General features: G+C 56.9%; 15 protein-coding genes. 4 read left to right on the top strand and 11 right to left on the bottom strand.

What is annotated here, in order from left to right; all coding sequences use genetic code 11:
- Positions 1 to 16 precede the first annotated feature (16 nt).
- The 3 genes from NXT09_RS03965 (at position 17) to NXT09_RS03975 (ending at position 2,447) form a co-directional block, all read left to right on the top strand.
- Entirely contained in the window at positions 17 to 571 is a 555-nt protein-coding gene (locus NXT09_RS03965; RefSeq protein WP_268578946.1) for a GNAT family N-acetyltransferase, read from the top strand.
- Positions 572 to 653: 82 nt separating this feature from the next.
- The gene (locus NXT09_RS03970) at positions 654 to 1,598 is read left to right on the top strand and encodes an amino acid ABC transporter permease (protein WP_268578947.1); all 945 of its coding nucleotides are present in this window, start codon (positions 654 to 656) and stop codon (positions 1,596 to 1,598) included.
- Positions 1,599 to 1,622: 24 nt separating this feature from the next.
- A complete protein-coding gene (locus NXT09_RS03975) occupies positions 1,623 to 2,447 on the top strand; it encodes an amino acid ABC transporter ATP-binding protein (protein ID WP_010285684.1) in 825 nt (274 codons plus the stop codon).
- 79 nt (positions 2,448 to 2,526) lie between these two features.
- On the opposite strand, the gene NXT09_RS03980 is transcribed toward NXT09_RS03975, so the two are convergent.
- The 10 genes from NXT09_RS03980 to NXT09_RS04025 form a co-directional block, all read right to left on the bottom strand.
- Entirely contained in the window at positions 2,527 to 2,976 is a 450-nt protein-coding gene (locus NXT09_RS03980; protein WP_268578948.1) for a hypothetical protein, read from the bottom strand.
- 128 nt (positions 2,977 to 3,104) lie between these two features.
- The gene (gene urtE / locus NXT09_RS03985) at positions 3,105 to 3,803 is read right to left on the bottom strand and encodes an urea ABC transporter ATP-binding subunit UrtE (RefSeq protein ID WP_268578949.1); all 699 of its coding nucleotides are present in this window, start codon (positions 3,801 to 3,803) and stop codon (positions 3,105 to 3,107) included.
- 1 nt (position 3,804) lies between these two features.
- On the bottom strand, positions 3,805 to 4,593 hold the full coding sequence (urtD, locus tag NXT09_RS03990) for an urea ABC transporter ATP-binding protein UrtD (RefSeq protein ID WP_205625206.1): 789 nt from the start codon (positions 4,591 to 4,593) through the stop codon (positions 3,805 to 3,807).
- 76 nt (positions 4,594 to 4,669) lie between these two features.
- Positions 4,670 to 5,746 (bottom strand): urea ABC transporter permease subunit UrtC, encoded by a 1,077-nt coding sequence (gene urtC / locus NXT09_RS03995; RefSeq protein WP_268579185.1) that lies wholly within the window; start codon positions 5,744 to 5,746, stop codon positions 4,670 to 4,672.
- A gap of 11 nt (positions 5,747 to 5,757) precedes the next feature.
- Positions 5,758 to 7,347: an urea ABC transporter permease subunit UrtB gene (urtB, locus tag NXT09_RS04000; RefSeq protein WP_268578950.1), complete on the bottom strand. Its 1,590-nt coding sequence runs from the start codon at positions 7,345 to 7,347 to the stop codon at positions 5,758 to 5,760.
- Positions 7,348 to 7,403: 56 nt separating this feature from the next.
- A complete protein-coding gene (urtA, locus tag NXT09_RS04005) occupies positions 7,404 to 8,672 on the bottom strand; it encodes an urea ABC transporter substrate-binding protein (protein ID WP_268578951.1) in 1,269 nt (422 codons plus the stop codon).
- Entirely contained in the window at positions 8,669 to 9,427 is a 759-nt protein-coding gene (locus NXT09_RS04010; RefSeq protein WP_268578952.1) for a GntR family transcriptional regulator, read from the bottom strand. Before NXT09_RS04010 ends, urtA begins: the two co-directional genes overlap by 4 nt.
- 84 nt (positions 9,428 to 9,511) lie before the next feature.
- Entirely contained in the window at positions 9,512 to 13,126 is a 3,615-nt protein-coding gene (uca, locus tag NXT09_RS04015; RefSeq protein ID WP_268578953.1) for an urea carboxylase, read from the bottom strand.
- Positions 13,119 to 14,921, bottom strand: a complete 1,803-nt coding sequence (gene atzF / locus NXT09_RS04020) for an allophanate hydrolase (protein WP_268578954.1) — start codon at positions 14,919 to 14,921, stop codon at positions 13,119 to 13,121. The genes uca and atzF overlap by 8 nt, the downstream gene beginning before the upstream one ends.
- A gap of 192 nt (positions 14,922 to 15,113) precedes the next feature.
- A complete protein-coding gene (locus NXT09_RS04025) occupies positions 15,114 to 16,121 on the bottom strand; it encodes a Gfo/Idh/MocA family protein (protein ID WP_268578955.1) in 1,008 nt (335 codons plus the stop codon).
- Between the two features lie 145 nt (positions 16,122 to 16,266).
- Here NXT09_RS04025 and NXT09_RS04030 point away from each other — a divergent pair, with 145 nt between their 5' ends.
- A complete protein-coding gene (locus tag NXT09_RS04030) occupies positions 16,267 to 16,443 on the top strand; it encodes a hypothetical protein (RefSeq protein WP_010285665.1) in 177 nt (58 codons plus the stop codon).
- A 24-nt stretch (positions 16,444 to 16,467) separates the two neighbouring features.
- Here the strand turns inward: NXT09_RS04030 and NXT09_RS04035 are convergent, their stop codons facing one another.
- A complete protein-coding gene (locus NXT09_RS04035) occupies positions 16,468 to 18,231 on the bottom strand; it encodes a type III effector HrpK domain-containing protein (RefSeq protein WP_268578956.1) in 1,764 nt (587 codons plus the stop codon).
- Between the last annotated feature and the right edge of the window lie 137 nt (positions 18,232 to 18,368).

The following is an 18,368-nucleotide window of genomic DNA, read 5'->3' on the forward strand; positions in this document are numbered from 1 at the left end:
GAACCAGGAGCATCCCATGTCCGACGACATCTTCATTGTGACTCAGCCCGAGGACCCTATCGTGGCCCCAATTATCGACGGCCTGTTTGCGGAATATGCACAGCGCTATGGCGACTTTTTTGGTGAGCGGGAAAGCGATCCACCAGGAATCTACCAGCAGCCGCACGGCATCTTCATTGCGCTGCTGCGTCGGGGCGTACCGATTGCCACCGGCGCGTTTAAACGCTACGACAGCACCACTGCCGAAATTAAGCGGGTATGGACGGATCATTCGCTGCGCCGTCAGGGGCTGGCAGGAAAAGTGATGCAGGAGCTGGAGCAGCACGCCCGTCGGTTAGGCTATCAGCACTTTTTCCTGACCACGGGTTTCCGCCAACCAGAAGCGATGAACCTCTATCTGAGCCACGGCTATACGCCTCAGTTCGATATCAGCGTCGATCCCGCAACCTACAGTATTCCGCCTTACGATGGACGGCTGCCATTTAAGAAAGCGCTGTTTGACGTCGCAGCGCCTCAGGCTGCCCGCCAAACGGAAGTCGATCTTATCGCTCGCCATTTGAAAGTGTGTTGACCCACGCACACCGAGACTCACCCTGTGCGGTGATTAAAAGCAAAAGGACGTTTTTCAGAATCACCTTCAAAGGGTATCGATTATGACGCAATCTCTACACACGTCTTCTCAGCAAGCGCCGCTGGGTCAGACGCAGGAACCGCCGTTGCACGTTGTGCCCGCGCGCTATCCCTTTCGTATTGCCGGGGCACTATTTTCCCTGTTTATTTTTGCCGGGATTATTCAGTCAATCGCACTGAATCCGCGCTGGGAATGGGCGGTCTTTGCCGAGTGGTTTTTCAATCCGGTCATTCTCGCCGGTCTGGGGCAAACGCTGCTGTTGACCGCGCTGGGCACGTTATTCAGCATTATTTTCGGCACCGCATTGGCGCTGGCCCGGCTTTCGCCGTCTTATCTGCTGTCCACCCTGTCGTGGCTCTATATCTGGCTATTCCGATCGCTGCCGCTGATTCTGGTGCTGATCATTCTCTACAATTTCTCGTATCTCTATGACGAGCTGGCGCTGGGAATTCCGTTTACCTCCGTTGTATTCCTACGCTATCCGACCATCGATTTACTGGATCAGTTTTCCGTCGCGGTACTTGGCCTGACGCTGGTGCAGTCCGCCTACACGGCAGAGATTATTCGCGGCGGTATTCTTGGCGTAGATGCTGGGCAGTTTGAAGCCTCCGCTGCACTCGGTCTGCCCGGCGGTCGCCGTACGGTACGCATCATTCTGCCACAGGCGCTGCGTTCGATTCTTCCGACCGGTTTCAACGAGATCATCAGTCTGGCAAAAGGTACGTCGATCGTTTACGTGCTGGCGCTGCCGGAGCTGTTTTACACCGTTCAGGTCATTTACAACCGTACGCAGCAGGTTATTCCGCTGCTGATGGTCGCCACCATCTGGTATCTGCTGATCACCACGGTGTTATCCGTCATCCAATATTACGTGGAACGCTATGTGTCCCGCGGTGCCGTGCGTGAAATGCCGCCAACGCCGCGCCAGAGACTCGTCCGTTTCCTCACGCGCAAGCGCGCACGTTAATCTACCCAATTCTGGAGAGTCACTATGTCTGAAGCTATCGACTACTTTGCTCACGCGCGCACCACCGCACAGCCACAGGTAGAAAGCGCTCGTGGGCTGATTGAGATCCGCAACGTGGCGAAACATTTTGGTCAGCACAAAGCGCTGGAGGATATCAATCTGACGCTGGCACCCGGTTCTGTCACGGTGATTCTGGGGCCGTCCGGCTCGGGAAAATCCACGCTGCTGCGTACCATTAATCACCTTGAGCGCGTGGATGAAGGTTTTATCCGCATCGACGGCGACTACATCGGCTATCGGCGCAAAGGGAATACGCTCTATGAATTGAAAGAAAAGGAAGTGCTACGCCAGCGCATCAACGTCGGGTATGTGTTCCAGAATTTCAATCTGTTCCCGCACCTTTCCGTGTTGGAAAACATCATTGAAGCCCCGTTGGCGCATAAGCTTTATTCACGTCAGGAAGCCGAAGACATCGCCTTTACCCTGCTGGAAAGCGTCGGCCTGCGCCATAAAGCACAGTCTTATCCCCGCCACCTGTCTGGCGGCCAGCAGCAGCGCGTCGCCATCGCTCGCGCGCTTGCGCTTAAGCCGAAAGTGATGCTGTTTGATGAACCGACGTCCGCGCTCGATCCCGAGCTGGTTGGGGAAGTGCTGGACGTGATCAAGTCGCTCGCCCGCTCCGGCGTAACGCTGGTCGTCGTCACACATGAAATCGGCTTTGCGCGTGAAGTGGCCGACCGCGTGGTGTTCATGGTGGACGGGAAAATCGTCGAAAGCGGCGATTCCTGGCAGGTGCTGAACCACCCTCGCCACCCGAGAACGATCAACTTTTTGAATAAGGTGCTGTGAGGAAAAGAGAAGGCTATTCATCGATGACATACGCATTAGGCTCGCTACGAGTGAGCCTAATGAGATCGCGCGTAAATGATTACTTTGCTGGCAATGGCTCAGTATACGGACTGCTGTAAACCTGAACCATCACGCTTTTATCTGTATCAAACGTCGCCACCGTCACAACATCATGCGTGCCCGCCGATCGCCAACCTTCAGCCTCAACATCGCAACGATCCTGCTTCTCATAACCCATCGACGTCAGATACGAATGAACCTTGCTGGTATCTTCAGTACCATAGAAGTTCACCGTCCAGACTTTAGCTTCCGGCCCCGTTACGTTCGAAAAAGTGAAGTCATAGCGATCGGTAATACGCGGCATGTTTTTCAGAATATCGGGGGTGTAGAACGCATATTCCCTTTTATCCAGTTCGGTATAATGCGCGCTACTGGCAAAATCCATTTTGATATACGGCCATAGAGAACCACCCACAACAGCAATAATGATGATGCCTATCGCCGCAAAAATCTTTAGCAGTTTACTCATCCTTAAGTTCCCTTCCCTTTTTAACTGAAGATAAACAATGAATTATCTCCTTAAGGCGATATTTTACACAATTTGATCGTTCGGCCTGAAATATTTGTCCTAGCAGCGTGGGGTTAAGGTTACCACATTCAAATCGCGACCAGCCCCCGCACGCCGTCCTGTTCCATCGTGTCTCCCCGTCCGCGCTGTATGATTTCCCCACGTGACATCACCAGATAGCTGTCGGCCAGTTCGGCGGCGAAGTCGTAAAACTGCTCAACCAGCAGAATCGCCATGTCGCCACGCTGTGCCAGTTGGCGTATGACTGCGCCGATCTCTTTGATTACCGACGGCTGTATGCCTTCTGTCGGTTCATCCAGAATCAGCAACTGCGGTTTGCAGGCCAGCGCACGTCCAATCGCCAGCTGTTGCTGTTGCCCACCGGACAAATCGCCGCCGCGCCGCTGTTTCATTTCATCCAGTACCGGGAAAGGCTGGTAGATCTCATCCGGCACCTGCCGCGCCTGTTTACCCGGAAAGCGCGACAGCCCCATCAGCAGATTCTCTTCTACCGTCAACCGAGGAAAAATCTCCCGCCCTTGCGGAACGTAGGCAATGCCAGACTGCACACGCTGATAGGGTTTACGCGAGTTAATCGCTTCACCCTGCCAGCGAATCGTGCCGGATTTCGCCGGAATCAGCCCCATCAGGCATTTCAGCAGCGTGGTTTTTCCCACGCCGTTGCGCCCTAACAGACAGGTAATCTCTCCGGGTTTTACCTCAAACGACAGGCCGCGCAGAATGTGGCTGCCGCCGTAATATTGATTCAGTTCAGCAATTTCTAACATGTTAGCGCCCCAGATAAACGTCAATCACCTGTTCATTCGCCTGCACCTCGCGCAGCGATCCCTCCGCCAGTACCTGCCCCTGATGCAGCACGGTCACGCGGTCAGCGATGCTCTCGACAAAGCCCATATCGTGCTCCACTACCATCAGCGAGTGCTTGCCAGCCAGACTGCGGAACAGCTCAGCGGTATAGGCGGTTTCAGCGTCCGTCATCCCCGCCGCGGGTTCATCGAGCAGCAGTAGATGCGGCTCCTGTACCAACAGCATACCGATCTCCAGAAACTGCTTTTGCCCGTGCGACAGCAGACCAGCAGGCCGCTGCCGTTCATGACCGAGCCGCAACAGCGTCAGTGTTTCGTCAATCCGGTCACGCTGCTCGCTGTTCAGTCTGGCACGCAAGCTCGCCCACACCGATTTGTCGGTTTTCAGCGCGATGTCGAGGTTTTCAAACACCGTCAGTGCTTCAAACACGGTCGGCTTTTGGAATTTCCGCCCAATCCCCGCACGAGCGATGTCTACCGGCGACAGCGTCGTCAGATCGGTGTATTGATCGTAAAATGCCTTGCCGTTATCCGGTCGCGTTTTACCGGTGATGACATCCATCAACGTCGTTTTCCCCGCGCCGTTTGGGCCGATGATGCAGCGCAGTTCCCCCACGCCAATCTGCAACGACAGATCGGTAAGCGCACGGAAGCCGTCAAAACTCACGTTAATCTTGTCAAGTTGCAGCACCGGGTCGGTCTGATGCCGATGGCGATCCGACGGATGCGGTTGCGCGAACTTTGGCTCCATTAATGCGGGCTTAGCCGCAACAGTTTGTGAAGGCGCGGTTTGTGAAGACATAGGAACCGATGGCACAGATAAAGACTCAGTCATGTTTCTTCCTCGTCAGCAATCCAATCACGCCACGCGGCAGAAACAGCGTGACGAGAATAAACATCAGCCCCAAAAAGAACAGCCAGTACTCGGGAAAGGCGACGGTAAACCAGCTTTTCGCCCCGTTGACGATACCCGCACCAAGCAGCGGCCCGATCAGCGTCCCGCGCCCACCCAGCGCCACCCAAATGGCGGCTTCGATGGAGTTGGTCGGCGACATTTCGCCAGGATTGATAATGCCGACCTGCGGCACATAGAGCGCGCCAGCCAGCCCGCACAGCACGGCGGAAAGTGTCCAGACAAACAGCTTGAAGCCTTTCGGATCGTAACCGCAGAACATCAGGCGATTTTCCGCGTCACGCACCGCTGTGAGTACGCGGCCAAATTTACTGCGCGCCAGCGCAAATCCCACCAGCAGACTGGTAATCAACAGCAGCACGGTAGCAACAAATAGCCCAATGCGCGTACCAGTGGCCGTAATGGGGAAACCGAGCAGCGTCGTAAAGCCGGTAAACCCGTTATTGCCGCCAAAGCCGGTTTCGTTACGGAAAAACAGCAGCATGCCGGCGTAGGTCAGCGCCTGCGTCATGATTGAGAAATACACGCCTTTGATTTTGGATCGGAACGCGAACCAGCCGAACACAAACGCCAGCACACCCGGCACCAGCACGATCAGGCACAGCGCCCAGGCAAAATACTGGGTCCCCGCCCAGAACCACGGTAGTTCCGCCCACGACAGAAATGACATAAACGCTGGCATTCCTTCACCAGCGGCCTGACGCATCAGGTACATGCCCATCGCGTAGCCGCCCAGCGCGAAAAACAGGCCGTGACCGAGCGACAGCAGACCGGCGTAGCCCCACACTAGATCTAGCGCGACGGCGACAATCGCATAGCACAGAATTTTGCCGATCAGCGTCAGCGTATAGGTCGAGATCGCTAGCGGATTCTCTGCGGGCAACAGCGCGAGAAACGGCAGGATCAGCAAAGCCAGAAACGCGATCGAACCAAGGCCAAGCATGAGCCGCGGCGCGCGCTGCGTCAGGGTTATCGTCATGGGTTGAGTAATAGGTTGCGTCATCAGTCAATCACCCGTCCTTTGAATGCAAACAGCCCCTGTGGCCGTTTCTGAATAAACAGCACGATCAATATCAGAATGACGATTTTTCCCAACACGGCACCAATCTGCGGTTCGAGCACTTTGTTGAGAATGCCGAGGCTGAAGGCGGCGACCACCGTCCCCGCCAGTTGCCCGACGCCGCCCAGCACGACGACGAGGAATGAATCGATGATGTAGCCCTGACCCAGCTCTGGCCCAACATTGCCCAGTTGTGACAGCGCTACACCGCCCAGCCCGGCGATGCCGGAGCCCAGCCCAAAGGCCAGCATATCGACACGTCCGGTCGGCACACCGCAGCAGTCCGCCATCGCGCGGTTTTGTGTCACCGCACGTACATTCATGCCAAGACGGGTTTTATTGAGAATGAGCCAGGTGAGCAGCAGCACGCCAAGGACGAACACAATCACCGCGATGCGGTTATACGGCAGCACCAGATTTGGCAATAGGCGCAGCCCACCAGACAGCCACGCGGGGTTTGCGACTTCCAGATTTTGCGTGCCGAACAGCATCCGCACCAGTTGAATCAGCATCAGACTGATCCCCCAGGTCGCCAGCAGCGTTTCCAGCGGTCGACCGTACAAATGACGAATCACCGTACGCTCCAGTACCATACCGACGCCAGCGGTGATAAAGAAGGCAACAGGCAGCGCCAACAGCGGATAATACGCCAGCCAGCTCGGCGCAAACTGCTGACACAGCGACTGTACCAGCCAGGTCGCGTACGCGCCCAGCATCAGCATTTCGCCGTGAGCCATGTTGATGACGCCCAGCAGCCCGTACGTGATAGCAAGCCCCAGCGCCGCCAGCAGCAGGATAGAGCCGAGCGATAGCCCGGTAAACGCCTGTCCCAGCAGATCGCCAACGATCAAGCTTTGTTTAATCTGCTCCAGACTCTCCTGCGCCGCCGCCCGCACGCCGGTATCCGGTTCGTTCTGCACCTGCGTCAACGGCTGTAAGCGCGCCTGCATCTGCGGGTCGCCGGTCTGTCCTAAGCGTTTGACCGCCTCAAGGCGCACCATCGGATTGGGATCGTCTAACTGCCGGGTCGCAATAGCGGTATTCAGCGCCTCATGCACCTGCGCATCTTTTTCTACCCCAAGACGCTGTACCAACAGCGGCAGTTGTTCCGCACTGCTGTCGCTCTGTAGCTGTCGTACGGCATTCAGGCGAGTAGTCGCGTCATCGCTGACGAGCTGATGCGAAGCCAGCGCGGTGGCAACCAGCCCGCGCAGACGGTTATTCATAAACAGTTTTTTGGTCGTGCCAACCGGTTCCGCATTCCCTTCCAGCGGCGTTAACGTGCCCTGCACGTCCATAAACGGCTGCTGGTTCCGATCGAGTACGACCGACTCGTCACGCAATGCCTGTAAGAGCGGCAAACGTGCGGGTTCCGGTGCGGCGGCCCATTGTTGCAGCAGTTCGGCCTGCTGCGTGCGGTTAGCCTCAGTAAAATCGGCCGCTGGCCCGGCCAGTGCCAACAGGGGAAACATCAGACACAGCGACAGCACAAACGTAGATAATCGATGACTCATCATCGCAATGTCCGCCATATAAAAGAGGGCGTATCCCCGTCCGACATGCTGGACGGGGCGTGTAGGAACGATGCTTACTGCGCGGCTTTGATTGGATGATCGGGCTTCTTATCATTGCCGGCGATATATGGGCTCCACGGCTGGGCGCGAACTGGCTGTTCGGTTTGCCAGACCACGTTGAACTGACCGTTTTCCTCAATCTCACCAATCATCACCGGCTTGTGCAGGTGGTGGTTGGTCTTGTCCATCGTCAGCGTAAAGCCATCCGGTGCGGCAAAGGTCTGGCCAGCCATCGCAGCGCGGACTTTATCCACGTCCGTGGTGCCCGCTTTCTCTACCGCCTGCGCCCACATATGAATGCCGACATACGTGGCTTCCATCGGATCGTTAGTCACCACCGTGCCCGCGTTCGGCAGGTTTTTCGCTTTGGCATAGGCTTTGTAGGCTTCCACAAAGTCGGCATTGGTTGGGTTATCGACCGACTCAAAGTAATTCCACGCGGCTAAATGGCCAACTAGCGGTTTGGTATCGATGCCGCGCAGTTCCTCTTCACCGACCGAGAACGCGATAACCGGTACATCGGTCGCTTTGATTCCCTGATTCGCCAGCTCTTTATAGAACGGCACGTTGGAATCACCGTTGATGGTAGAAACCACTGCGGTTTTACCGCCCGTCGAGAACTTCTTGATATTGGAAACGATGGTCTGATAATCGCTGTGGCCAAACGGCGTATAGACTTCTTCAATATCCTTGTCCTGCACGCCTTTGGAATGCAGGAATGCGCGCAGGATCTTGTTGGTGGTGCGCGGATACACATAGTCCGTACCCAGCAGGAAGAAACGCTTCGCCGCCCCGCCGTCTTCACTCATCAGATATTCCACCGCCGGGATTGCCTGCTGATTCGGGGCCGCACCGGTATAGAACACGTTCGGCGACATCTCTTCGCCTTCATACTGCACCGGGTAGAACAGCAGCCCGTTCAGTTCCTCAAACACTGGCAGGACCGACTTGCGCGACACCGATGTCCAGCAGCCGAACACCACCGCCGCTTTGTCCTGCGTCAGCAACTGACGCGCCTTTTCAGCAAACAACGGCCAGTTTGACGCCGGATCGACCACCACCGGCTCCAGTTTTTTACCCAACACGCCGCCTTTGGCGTTGATTTCATCAATAGCCATCAGCGCCACATCCTTCAGCGGCGTTTCCGAAATCGCCATCGTGCCAGACAGCGAATGCATAATGCCGACCTTGATGGTTTCCGCCGCCTGAACGCTCCAGGTCAACCCCATACCAATCACTGTCGCAGAAAGCGCAAAAACTTTTAGCAATGAACGTCTTTTCATTTATTAGCCCTTAAGTCGTGTTGAGTGAGAATGGAATCGTGTGAGGCGTCAGGTGAAACAGATTGAGGCCGCGCCTGCTGTAGCATGTGTAAGGTGATCTTCCTGACTTCGGCCTTACTGACGGCAATGTGATCGGTCAGAATGCGCTGCGCCTCCTCGGTGTGCTGTTGCAATATCGCCAGCAGAATGCGGGCATGTTCTTTATAGGTCGCGTCGATGCGATCCTCGCGGGTGAAATCGAGACGGCGAATAATGCGGATTTTCTCTGTCAGTTCGCCGTGAACACGCGCCATTTCGCTGTTGCCTGCCGCCGTCACCAGCCCACGGTGGAACCCTTCGTCGTAGCGCGAGACGATCTTGCCGTCGTCCAGACGCGGATCCTCAATCCAGAAACGTTTCAGGTCCGCCAATAGCTCGGCGCAGCGCCCCGGCGGCATCCCGCACAGCCGCCGAATGGCTTCGCGCTCCAGCACGATGCGAAAGTCATACAGTTCTTCGAAATATTCGAAATCAAACGGACGAACCTGCCAGCCGCTGCGAAAATAGACTTCGACATAGCCTTCCCGCTCCAGCCAGAACAACGCCTGACGCACTGGCGTGCGGCTGACAGACATCCGTTCGGCAATCTCATTTTCACTAAAGCGGTCACCCGGCATCAGGCGAAAGTCGAAAATGTCGTTTTTCAGCGTTTGATACACCCGCTCTGCCAGCGCTTCCGGGCGATCTTTACTGCTCTTTTGTGTGCCTGTTCGCATCGTGTTCTCCGCCTCGCCGTTTATTCAGGTTCGTGCCTTATTCCAGCCTGTCCTTTTGTTCTAACCGCTTGTTCCAACCGCTGCCTACTCCAACCACAGCAAGGCATCGCCGGGACTGACCGGCCGTCCCGGCTGGCAGCCGATGCGTTTCACCCGACCAGACTGCGGCGCGCTAATCGTCAGCTCCATCTTCATCGCTTCGACGATAATCAGCGGCTGTCCGGTTTCGATGACATCCCCCACGTTCACCAGCACTTTCCAGATGTTGCCGTTCATATCTGCGCTGACCTGAAACGCGCTCTCGTCGTTCTCCACAGGAGCGGCCGAAACCACGTCCTGCGGCGTGCTGTCATCCTCCTGCTGCCACAGCGCCACTTCCGTTTCAAACGCCGTGGCCTGACGCTGGCGGAACGCGGCAATATCGTCGGCCTGCGTCGTCAGAAAGCGTGAGTGCTCGGCAAAATCAAATTCGGTTTCTTCGATGCGGATCGCCGCGCGTCCTTCGCGGAAGTCATCGCGCAGCGCCGTGAGTTCGGCTTCGCTGACCGGGTAAAATCGCACCTGATCGAAGAAGCGCAGCAGCCACGGTTCACCCGCAATGAACTGATCGTTTTTGAGAAATTTGTTCCAGATAGGCAGCGTGCGCCCCACCAACTGATAGCCGCCCGGCGAGTCCATGCCATAGATGCACATGTACATCCCGCCGATACCGACGGTGCCTTCGGCAGTGAAGGTACGCGCCGGATTGTATTTGGAACTCAGCAGACGATGGCGTGGATCGACCGGCACCGCACAGGGCGCGCCGAGATAAACGTCACCTAATCCCAGAATCAGGTAGCTAGCATCGAAAATGATGTCGCGCACGTCATTACGGCTCGGCAAGCCGTTAATGCGTTGAATGAAATCAACGTTATTCGGCAGCCAGGGCGCGCTGGCGCGTACGGTTTCACGGTAGCGATCCACCGCGCCGAGCGTAGCACTGTCTTCAAACGCCATCGGCAAATAGACGATACGCGACGGCACTTTCATCTGGCTCACGTCGCCAAGCTGACGTTCCAGATGCAGTAGCACCTCCAGCAGCGCACGCTGGCGGATAACCCGACTGTCATAGCGCACCTGTAGCGACCGTACGCCGGGCGATAGCTCTTCTATCCCCGCCGTTTCTGAGGCGCGGATCGCCGCCATTAACAGATGAACGCGTAGGCGCAACGCCAGATCCAGCACGTTGTCGCCGTATTCGATCAGAACGTAATTATCTCCCGCCTGACGATACACAGCAGTGGGTGTCGTCGCGGTAGCGGATACCGCAGCCAGCACCGTGGCGGAACCTAGTTCGGTTGTTGCCAACGACGGCACGTCAAACGCGGGTGAATGCGCCGTACCCAGCGTGGACACGCAGGTAGACTGCGCCTGTTCCAGCGCCAGCGCTTCATCCGCGCTAATGGGATGAAAACGGATACGATCGCCGGGCTTAACCTGACCAACTTTCCACAGTTCCGCTTTGGCGATGGTGACCGGACAAACAAACCCGCCCAGACTCGGCCCGTCTCGCGTGAGGATCACCGGGAAATCGCCGGTAAAATTCACGGCGCCAATCGCGTATTCACAGTCGTGAACGTTGGAAGGATGCAGGCCAGCCTCACCGCCGTTCGCCCGCGTCCAGGTGGGTTTTGGCCCGACCAGACGCACGCCCAGCCGGTTCGAGTTGTAGTGCACCTGCCATTCTGCTGCGAAGAATTCATCAATCGCCGCGTGGGTAAAGAAGTCCGGCGCACCGTGCGGGCCATAGAGCACGCCAATGCGCCACTCATCGCCGTACTGCGGAATCAGTGCGGCGTCCACGGCCTGCGGTGCGCTCACCGGCGCGGGCGTGGTGCAGGCAGGCAAGTCGGGTTGAGAAATCGCTAGCATATCCGCCACGCGCAGCGTTCGTCCGGCGTGGCCGCCAAATTCCCCCAGCGCGAAAGTCGATCGGCTGCCGAGATACTGCGGCACATCGATACCGTTACGCACCGCCAGATAGGTGCGACAGCCGGACTGCGCGCGCCCCAGCGTCAGCGTTTGCCCCGCCGTTACCGTCACCGGCTGCCAGTACGGTACCATTTCCCCATCCAGCGTCGCCGGACAGTCTGCTCCCGTCAGCGCAATTACCGCCTCGCGGTGAAAACGCAGCGTCGGGCCTTGAAGCGTAAACTCCAGCCCTGCCGCTTCTTCATCGTTGCCGACAATACGATTAGCCAGACGGAACGCGAAATCGTCCATCGGGCCGGACGGCGGTACGCCGATATCCCAATAGCCAAGGCGTCCGGGGTAGTCCTGCACGCTGCTCCAGGTGCCTGGTTGAATCACTTCAATCACCGACGCGGACGGCGTAAAGCTGTCGAGCATCCGTGTCCATACCGTTCCGTTGCGGAACGCCTCGGTAGCGATAATCTGGCGCAGGTAATCCAGATTGGTGGCAATACCGTGCAAACGCGTGGCATTCAGCGCCTGCTGCATCTTCTCCAATGCCAGTTCACGGGTTTCCGCGTGAACGATCAGTTTGGCGATCATCGGATCGTAATACGCCGACACCTCGGTGCCGGTGCTCACCCAGCCGTCAACCCGCACGTCATCGGGAAACGCCACTTCGGTCAGCACGCCGGGGCTAGGCTGGAAGTTTTTCAGCGGATCTTCCGCATAAATGCGTACCTCAATCGCGGCCCCACGCGGTGCCTGTGTCAGTTGTGCCCAGTCCAATGGTTCATCCGCTGCGACGCGCAGCATACATTCGACCAAATCCAGCCCGGTGACGCACTCCGTCACCGGATGTTCCACCTGCAAACGGGTATTCACTTCGAGGAAAAAGAACGCATCGCGCTCGGCGTCGTAGATATATTCCACCGTTCCCGCGCTGCGATAGTTAACCAGCTCACCCAGTTTCACCGCCGAGGCCAGCAGCGCGGCTCGTGTAGCGTCTGGCAAATGCGGTGCGGGGGTTTCTTCCACGACCTTCTGGTTACGGCGTTGCAGTGAGCAGTCGCGTTCGCCCAGCGCGACCACGCGGCCTTTGCCATCGCCAAAAATCTGTACTTCGACGTGACGCGCCCGATCGATGCAGCGTTCAAGAAAGACGCCAGCATCGCTAAAGAACTGTTCGCCCAAACGGCGCACGCTTTCCCACGCAGCCTGTAGCGCCACGGCATCCGCACAGCGCGTCAGGCCAATACCGCCGCCACCAGCGGTACTTTTCAGCATCACCGGATAGCCGATGTCTTCGGCGGCGACCAGTGCGTCCTCCAACGAGGCCAGCAGCGGCGTTCCCGGCGTCATTGGCACACCAGCGGCGGCAGCCAATTCACGGGCGCGGTGTTTCAGGCCAAACTCGCCAATTTGCTGCGCGGTTGGCCCGACAAACACAATGCCGGCCTTTTCACACGCGGCGGCAAACGGCAGGCTTTCTGACAGAAAACCGTAGCCCGGCCAGACCGCCTCTGCCCTCGTCTGCTGTGCGGCGGCCAGTACCTTATCGATACACAGATAGCTGTCGCTGGCCTTCTCGCCGCCAATCGGTACGGCGATGTCTGCGTCTTTCACATGCTGTGCGTTTTTATCCGCATCGGAATACATCGCCACGCTGGTTATTCCCAGACGTTTCAGCGTGCGTATGGCGCGACAGGCAATTTCACCCCGGTTAGCGATCAATACCGTCTTAAACATGGGATGCCTCCTGACGGGCAAGCCAGTGACGCCAGCCGCCGAATTCGGTGATATCCACGGCATCGCTCAGCGCAGCTGGTTCGCAGATAAAACCTTTAACCTGTCGCCCGTCGATTAACGTCAGCGTACCAATGCCCAGCGGCGCAGGAATTTCTGCGACAAACTCACCAAAGCGCGCCAGCGGGATGTCCCACAGCTCGACGATAATCGCCGCGCCGTCGGTGCTTTTCGCTAAACCGGGCTTGGCCGGTTGCGTGTTCGCCAGTGCATAAAGGCGATAGTTTTCCGCCGTGCGCGTCTCTTCTACCCACACGGCATCGCGGCTGGTGAGTTGGTGATTGAGCGGCATGCCCGTCAGGTGCGCGCCAACAACGGCAAGGCGAACGTGCAATGCCGAAGGCGGCAAGGTGGCTGATACGGCGGGCAGCGCGTTTCCTGTTGCCCCTAACGTGAGCGCCAGTTGTGCCTGCCAGCGCAGACCAAAACTCGCCAATGCACGGTCGTGCCAGGCAGGCGCAATCAGCGTGATACCCGCCGGTAAACCATCGATACGGAAAGGTGCGGGCAGCGCCAGCGCCGAGAGATCGGCCAGATTGGTAAAATTGGTGTAGGTGCCCAATTGTGAGTTGTAACGCACTGGCTCTTGCTTCATCGCCTCGATCGTATGGATCGTCGGTGAGGTCGGCACGACTAGCGCATCGAACGACGCCAGCGTCTGCTGAATCTGACGCGCCAGTTCGGCACGCAGATACTCTGCTTTAAAGGCCTCTACCGCGCTGAAACGCTCGCCACTCGCCACAATACCGTGCACCACCGGATCCATGTTTTTTGGCTGTTGCAGCATGTCACCCACCGCGACGGTGCGTTCCGCCACCCAAGGGCCTTGATAAAGCTGATCCGCTAGCTGCGTGAAAATGCTGAAATCGATGGGATGCAGCGTCGCGCCCGCCGTTTCCAATTCGACTAGAGCGTGCTGCCATGCCGCCTGTGCAACGGCATCAGCAAAGAAAGTGGGATCGCTGGGAATCGCAAAGCGCGGCTTCGCTGGCAGCGCCGCCGGCGTACTGGCGGGATGGCGGCGCGAGTAGGCATCCGCCGCATCGTACCCGCCAGCCAGTTCGGCAACGGTAAACGCATCGTCGACAGTCAGCGCAAACACGGAAATCGTGTCATTCAGGCGACAGGCCGGTACGACACCGCTTGCCGATAGCCACCCTTTCGTCGGCTTCAGGCCGACAATATTGTTAAACCCGGCGGGAACGCGCCCCGATCCGGCGGTATCGGTGCCTAATGAAAACGCAACCAGCCCGCGCGCCAGCACCGACGCCGAACCGGAACTGGATCCGCCGCTGATGTATTCCGCATTAAAAGTGTTAGGCACCGCACCGAACGGCGAGCGCGTGCCGACCAGACCGGTAGCAAACTGGTCGAGGTTGGTTTTGCCAATGACAATCGCCCCCGCCGCTTTCAGTTTGGCAACGGCCGTCGCGTCCTTATCAGCCAGATAGGTAAATGCCGGACACGCCGCGCTCGTCGGCCAGCCCGCGACATCAATATTGTCTTTGACGGCAAAAGGAACGCCGAACAGCGGCAGCGCGTCTGGATTTTCACGATACCGAGGCAATAGCGCCGCAATCTGTGCCTGAAGCAATTCAGGTGTCGCAAGCGAGATCCACGCAGGATCGTCCGGCGACAAACTGGCGAGCAGCGCGCCTAGCGTTTCACCAACGCGTTCGGCCTGCTGTTGATAATGCTGTTTCCATTCCTGAAGCGTGAGCCCTGTCATTCTTGGCATGATGTGAATCCCATCTGGTATACAAGATTGAATTCACTAAAGCGAAAACCATGCCAGCTTTTACTCTGTTGATTTTTATGAAATTAGATTGATACGCTCAATTTTCATGCACAAAAAAGGAACAACCGTGCGCCATCGCGGAGCACGGTTATAAAAAAGGGTTGGTCATTGATACACAGGTAACGCCTTCTCTCAGGCGATCCTCTTAGCGGCCTGCTGCGCCAGAATTGACAGCGCTGTCGCCTTGAAGATATGCGCTTGCGACATCGCCAGTTCGGTGCGCTCACGGCAGTCACGAAGAAAATTGGGGAAAAAAGTGCGTTCGACGCTGCCTGCGGGGGTAAAGCGCTGTTCGCCCTTGCCATTCACCAGATAAACGACGTTGCTTTCACCACGCGTCAAATCGACATATTTCCTGATTTCGATATAGCCTTCCGTCCCCAGTATCGTCAGGCGGCCGTCGCCCCAGACGCTCAGCCCATCCGGCGTAAACCAGTCACAGCGGAAATAGCCTGTTGCCCCATTGTCGCCCAGCAGAATGGCATCGCCAAAATCCTCAAACTCCGGCTGGTGCGGGTGGTGATAATTCGCCGTCTGGCTGGTCACCACTCGTGCGTCGGTATTGCCGGTAAAATAGAGAAACTGTTCGATCTGGTGGATACCAATATCGCAGAGGATCCCGCCATACTGACGTTTTTGGTAAAACCAGTCAGGCCGCGCGCCGCGTTCACGATGTGGACCAACGCCGATCGTCTGAATCACTCGACCGATCTCACCCCGTTGCACCAGTTCACCGGCAAACAGCGCGCTATCCACATTGATACGCTCATTAAAGTACACGGCAAATTTGCGGCCGGTTTCGGCAACCCGACGCTGGACGGCATCCAACTGCTCCAGCGTGGTCAGCGGCGGTTTAGCGGTGAAGAAATCTTTACCGGCATCCAGCGTGCGCAGCGCCAGTTCGGCTCGGTCACAGGGAATAACCGCACAGGCAATAAGATCGATAGACGCGTCGGCAATCAGCTGTTCCGCAGAATCGGCAAAAGGAACGGCGGGGAACAGTGAGATAAATTTTTCTCGATTATGCGGATCGGACTCGAACACGCCGACCAGTTCCGCGCCCGCATCAACCAGTTGCCGACACATGTCATAAATGTGGTTGTGCGCTAACCCAATCGCCGCAAATCGAATCTTTTTCATCTTCACCTCTGCCGATATCGTCATGCCGAGCCACTACAATAAGGCGGAAACCGAGCGGGCTAAAGACAAAAGCCGTGTAACGCGTTAGAATTTTTCCTGTTTTTTTAACATATCCACATTTTCCGCAACGCAACTAAAGATAACCATGAAAAGAAAACGTATTCTGATCCCCCTCATCATTCTGATCCTGTTTGTACTTTATCTGAATCGTGATGCGCTGAATCCTTTTGCGCCGGACTGTAAAAACCTCCCGGCAAATCAACCAAAGCCCGAAGAGTGTAAAAAGCCGGTGAAAGAAGTCGCCCCCGGTTTTGAAATTTAAGCCTTCGAGATTTAAGCTGGCGTATTAGCGCGGCTTGGGAATATTGAACTGTTCCAGCGCGGGATTAACTGTTTTGGCAAAATCTTCTCGCCGGTTCTTGAGCTTGCTTTTGGCATTGAAGAAATTCACCAACTCCGCAATCCCCATACCGATGCTGAGCGCCCCGCTTACCGCCCAACCCACTGGCCCTGCGGCCGCGCCAACAGCAGAGGCGGCAGCCGCACCGGCGGCCTCACCCGCAATGGCACCCACCACCTTTCCGGCAATCGCTGCGCCAGCTTTGCCAGCCAGCCCAATGGCCGTTTTGCTCCCCGCCGCCTTGGTTAAATCCTCTGCGTGTAGCGACGATTTGGCAAAACTCATTATGCTGCGGCCGGCCTCTTTCACCGCCTGCGCATCGCTTTTTGCTCCAGCCCCCGCGTGTGACTCAGCCGAAAGCGAGTCATCCAGCCCAACCGTTCGCGGCGCGACAGGTGATGTCGTAGAGAAAGGTTGGCGCATCGCCGCCTGCGCCAGCAGCGGATCGGACCGTAAAATGGTGTTCATCTCACGCGGTACCGCCTGCTCAAAATGCTGAATCACATCCCCGTCTTTCTGCAGCGCTTCAATCCGTTGATTCAGCACCTTTTCCGTTTCTTCGGTATTCCGATATTCGCGCCCCGCTATCACCTGTTCCAACGTCTGTTGCAGTTTGACCAGCGTTGCCGACTTTTGCGCCCCGCTGTACTGCTGCGGTTGGGTGAAAACCGCCTCATTCAGCTTGCTGATATCAGTTTTCGTTGCCAGCCCCAATGCCGCCGCATTGTGCAGCATATCCGCCGCGTCCTGACGGTTCACTGGTGCCTGTTCGCGAATCCAGCTTTTCATGTCCTTCATCATCAGCTTGCCATCATGTGGGACTCGCGCCAGTTTCTCCCCTTTGACATCCGCATGTTCCAGAATCCCGAATAACCCAGGGTGCGACCACAGTTGGACCGCCGCTTTTAGCTGTGGCGACAGCGTCGGGTTATCGGTCATGATCGCGCTCAGATCGGTCAGGGTACTGGTACGATCGTTCTTTTGCGGAGGAGAATGCGTGTAGGATTTTTTGGCATCGGCGGCATTCAGCAGCGGCTCGTTAGCCAGCAACAGCGCGGAAGATTGCACTAACCGCAGCGACTGCGCATCGGCTGCCGGATTTTTCTCCCTATATTCCTTCACGGCGTGGCTGGCATCGCTGGCGCGTCGCTCCATACTTTTAATAAAGGATTTAGTATCGCGATTCGAGATATGTCCGTCGGCTCTGCCACCGTCTTTTGCTGTATCCATCGCCGTATAGATCGCGGGATTGTCACGCAGGTAGATGAGCGCTTTTTCCGCATTCGCTCCGCCATCATGTAGCATTTTCGCCGCCGCCAGCGGGCGATTCAGCGCCTTTGCCGCCTTCTCGCGTTCATTTTCCGATAGATCGCTTAATAGCGGCGACCACTTTTCCAATGCTCTGGCATTACTGTGCTCTGAGCTGTCGATCGCCTGAAGATCGACGGGCGGTTTGGGTTCCGCAATGAGTGAACGGTCTGCAACGTTCGGCACCGCGGGTAAAATGCGAGTAGGTGCCGTCGTAGTCCGTTCAGTGGAAAGCTGCGGTACGTTCGGCGACACATCGCCAAAATCGATGGAACGTGCACCCGACGGCGTAACTGGCGATGCCGTCTGTTGCCCACTCGGCCTGCGAGTCTCAGTATCATGCTGCGCAGGCAAAGACGCGGCACTTCCCCAACGGCTTCCGCCCTCAATACGATTGACCATTCACGTCCTCATTCTGCTGTCGTCAGGCTTAACAAACGGATCTCCCGCGTCATGCAAACACAGACAGGCCTGCAAACGTGCCGATCGCAGCATGACGGAGATAACTAGGCGTTGAGTGGTGTAAAACGACGATAAGT

The organism is Pectobacterium jejuense (genome assembly GCF_026800125.1).
Lineage (GTDB): Bacteria > Pseudomonadota > Gammaproteobacteria > Enterobacterales > Enterobacteriaceae > Pectobacterium > Pectobacterium jejuense.

Coding starts and splice junctions, on each gene's coding strand:
- NXT09_RS03965 (WP_268578946.1), top strand. CDS start 17: ATGTCCGACGACATCTTCATTGTGACTCAGCCCGAGGACCCTATCGTG.
- NXT09_RS03970 (WP_268578947.1), top strand. CDS start 654: ATGACGCAATCTCTACACACGTCTTCTCAGCAAGCGCCGCTGGGTCAG.
- NXT09_RS03975 (WP_010285684.1), top strand. CDS start 1,623: ATGTCTGAAGCTATCGACTACTTTGCTCACGCGCGCACCACCGCACAG.
- NXT09_RS03980 (WP_268578948.1), bottom strand. CDS start 2,976: ATGAGTAAACTGCTAAAGATTTTTGCGGCGATAGGCATCATCATTATT.
- urtE (WP_268578949.1), bottom strand. CDS start 3,803: ATGTTAGAAATTGCTGAACTGAATCAATATTACGGCGGCAGCCACATT.
- urtD (WP_205625206.1), bottom strand. CDS start 4,593: ATGGAGCCAAAGTTCGCGCAACCGCATCCGTCGGATCGCCATCGGCAT.
- urtB (WP_268578950.1), bottom strand. CDS start 7,347: ATGGCGGACATTGCGATGATGAGTCATCGATTATCTACGTTTGTGCTG.
- urtA (WP_268578951.1), bottom strand. CDS start 8,672: ATGAAAAGACGTTCATTGCTAAAAGTTTTTGCGCTTTCTGCGACAGTG.
- NXT09_RS04010 (WP_268578952.1), bottom strand. CDS start 9,427: ATGCGAACAGGCACACAAAAGAGCAGTAAAGATCGCCCGGAAGCGCTG.
- uca (WP_268578953.1), bottom strand. CDS start 13,126: ATGTTTAAGACGGTATTGATCGCTAACCGGGGTGAAATTGCCTGTCGC.
- atzF (WP_268578954.1), bottom strand. CDS start 14,921: ATGCCAAGAATGACAGGGCTCACGCTTCAGGAATGGAAACAGCATTAT.
- NXT09_RS04025 (WP_268578955.1), bottom strand. CDS start 16,121: ATGAAAAAGATTCGATTTGCGGCGATTGGGTTAGCGCACAACCACATT.
- NXT09_RS04030 (WP_010285665.1), top strand. CDS start 16,267: ATGAAAAGAAAACGTATTCTGATCCCCCTCATCATTCTGATCCTGTTT.
- NXT09_RS04035 (WP_268578956.1), bottom strand. CDS start 18,231: ATGGTCAATCGTATTGAGGGCGGAAGCCGTTGGGGAAGTGCCGCGTCT.